The sequence below is a fragment of the Mesotoga sp. B105.6.4 genome (genome assembly GCF_002896535.1).
GTDB lineage: Bacteria > Thermotogota > Thermotogae > Petrotogales > Kosmotogaceae > Mesotoga.
The window spans coordinates 1-2,349 of record NZ_JWIM01000053.1 but is presented as its reverse complement, the minus strand read 5'-3'; the positions used below and the strand labels follow the sequence as shown (position 1 = coordinate 2,349).

Annotated in this window: 3 protein-coding genes; 1 reads left to right on the top strand and 2 read right to left on the bottom strand. The window is 45.7% G+C overall.

Going from position 1 to position 2,349, the window contains the following annotated elements:
* Positions 1-257: flavodoxin family protein (locus RJ60_RS11315; protein ID WP_146028914.1), on the bottom strand; the 257-nt coding region annotated here is incomplete at its 3' end.
* Between the two features lie 127 nt (positions 258-384).
* Entirely contained in the window at positions 385-900 is a 516-nt protein-coding gene (locus tag RJ60_RS11310; protein WP_180979938.1) for a hypothetical protein, read from the bottom strand.
* Between the two features lie 238 nt (positions 901-1,138).
* Here RJ60_RS11310 and RJ60_RS11305 point away from each other — a divergent pair, with 238 nt between their 5' ends.
* Complete coding sequence (locus RJ60_RS11305; protein ID WP_165775387.1) at positions 1,139-2,203, top strand: GntR family transcriptional regulator; 1,065 nt, start codon at positions 1,139-1,141, stop codon at positions 2,201-2,203.
* The last annotated feature ends 146 nt before the right edge of the window (positions 2,204-2,349 follow it).

Here is a 2,349-nt window from a genome sequence, read left to right as displayed (position 1 = left end):
GGCGTAGAGAAGATAATCACATTGGCGGCAACGACTTCACCATAAAGATCAAGCATGTCATCTTCAATTACGCAGGATTCGCCATCATTCTTGCATTTGTCGCAACCCGCACACGGTTCGATCTTTTTACCATGAAGAAAGACGGATTTCAGTTCCAGCTTATCATGTCCATCTCTAATTCCCTTCATGAAATTATCCAGGACAAGCATAGTATTGCCCTTCAATCTTGGACTGCCCATAACAGAGAATACTCTCATAAGCGGATCACATCCTCTTAGTAATTTTCATATCAGAAAAATCCTTCACCCGGAAGAGCTCATTCTTCTCTGCGAACTCCTATTATTGTAGGAAGCAAGAGCACTGAGGAACAACATCATTGAACAATTAGAAGTACAGATCAAATCCCAGGAGCACCGGCAGCGGCCAGAAGAACAACGAGTAATTCATTCTGTCTGTCATTTTGGTGACATCGATAATGCTCAGAGCCGGTGATATTTGAGGCTTTGCAAGCTTCAGTGTCGAGAAAGAGAAGGTAGATGAACCTCTTAGGCCCACGGCAATCATGAATCTTCTGCCAAAAAGATTGAAAGAAAGATTTTCGATTCCAGAAAAGAGTCTTCCGCTGATGCCTGCCTCAAAACTGTGATGAACGTTGTCATAGCTGTAGGAAACTGTGGGACCGGCATACAACATAACTTGAGTAAAATCTATCGGGCCAATACTCCAGGGATTCGTTATCTTGAAACCGAAGTGATAATATCCCCTTGCCGAGTAGGTTTGAAGGATGAAGGGAAAGTATGCGATTGAAGCTCCGATATTGTTTGAGTTGAAAGTGTATCCATACGCAGAAACAGAAAGAACCACAACCATCAATACTACAAGCAGTAATTTCTTCATCATTTCCACCTCCCGATTGAAGTATATCATCTCGATCTTCTCGAAAAGAATCTTCAGAAAGGACCTTACGGCTATTCTCACCGGCAGGTGTTCTCTTTTCTGTCAGAAAGGACTGTTCTCCGTATAACCTTTGAAAGGCAAATATCGATCGAGGCTAGGTCCTTGCTAAGAAAACTTGACTCAACTAACATTGAAGTGTAAAATCCTATATGTACGTACATTCTAACTGGGGGCGATTGCCATCACTCCGAAGTACACTCTCATTGAACGTTACTTACTCGAAGAACTCAAGTCCGGGAAATATTCCGTCGGGGATAAACTCCCCACAGAGAAGGAATTGATGAACAAGTTTAGTGCCAGCAGAGAGACAGTCCGAAAAGCTTTGGATCGGCTCTCTTTCGAAGCGGCTATCGTAAGAAGACCGGGCCTTGGAACCTTCGTCAGTTATGGACACGACAACCACCTTGTCGGCATTCTTGTGCAACAGATAACCAGCTACATATTCCCTTATATTGTTCTCGGAGCTGAAGACCATCTCTTCCGGAACGAATACAAGATGTTGTTAGGTAATTCGGCTGAAGATCCAGTGAAGGAGAGGCAGATTCTTTCAGAGTGGATCGAATCAGGAGTGAAGGGCTTGATAATCGACCCAGTCTACAGCGCGACTAAGAGGTCAAACAAGGATCTCGTAAAGTCGATGGCCAAATCTGGAGTGAAGATCGTTCTCGTCCACAGTGACTGGAATATTGATAACGTAAGCTGCAATGTCCTCGATGACGCCTATGGAGGAGAAAAGGCATCGGAAATCTTCTTTGAATACGGTCACCAGAGAGTTGCTGTAATCTACAAGTCAACACATCTGCCTGGTGTCATAAGGGCTAAGAGTTTCGTCGACCGTTGCAAGCAGCTTGGGTTCACAAAGATTTACGAGAAGTCCTTCAACGTCTCGGAATTCACTGGAGCGCCTATGCAGATAGCTCACGAACTCATGTCTCTCCCCGCTCAGCTGCGTCCGACAGCAGTATTCTGCTACAATGACGCGACCGCTCTTCAGCTTCAGTTAGTAGCCAAAAGACTGGCCTTGAATATACCCGAAGATATCTCCGTAATCGGATTCGATGACGGACCAATCGGGGATTTCAGAGAAGTCCTCACCACCTTTGCCCACCCTAAAGAAGAGGTAGGAAGGAAATCAGTCGAGATTCTTCTAGATATGCTAAATGGCTCCAATACTCACAGAGTTGTTCACAAACCAGAATTGATAGAGAGGAGCTCCGTAGCAAGAGTGAAGGAGTATCCCCAGTGAGATGTGAGAGTCCAAGGCAAGGTGTTCGCGAGCAGAAGCGTGGTAGCAGGTGGCAGATTGGGGGTAGGAAAGAGCGGATAATACGCAAGGCTGCCTTCGGCATGAAGTGAGGCTCGCTGGCGCGAGGAAGTGATGCTGCTGCGCAG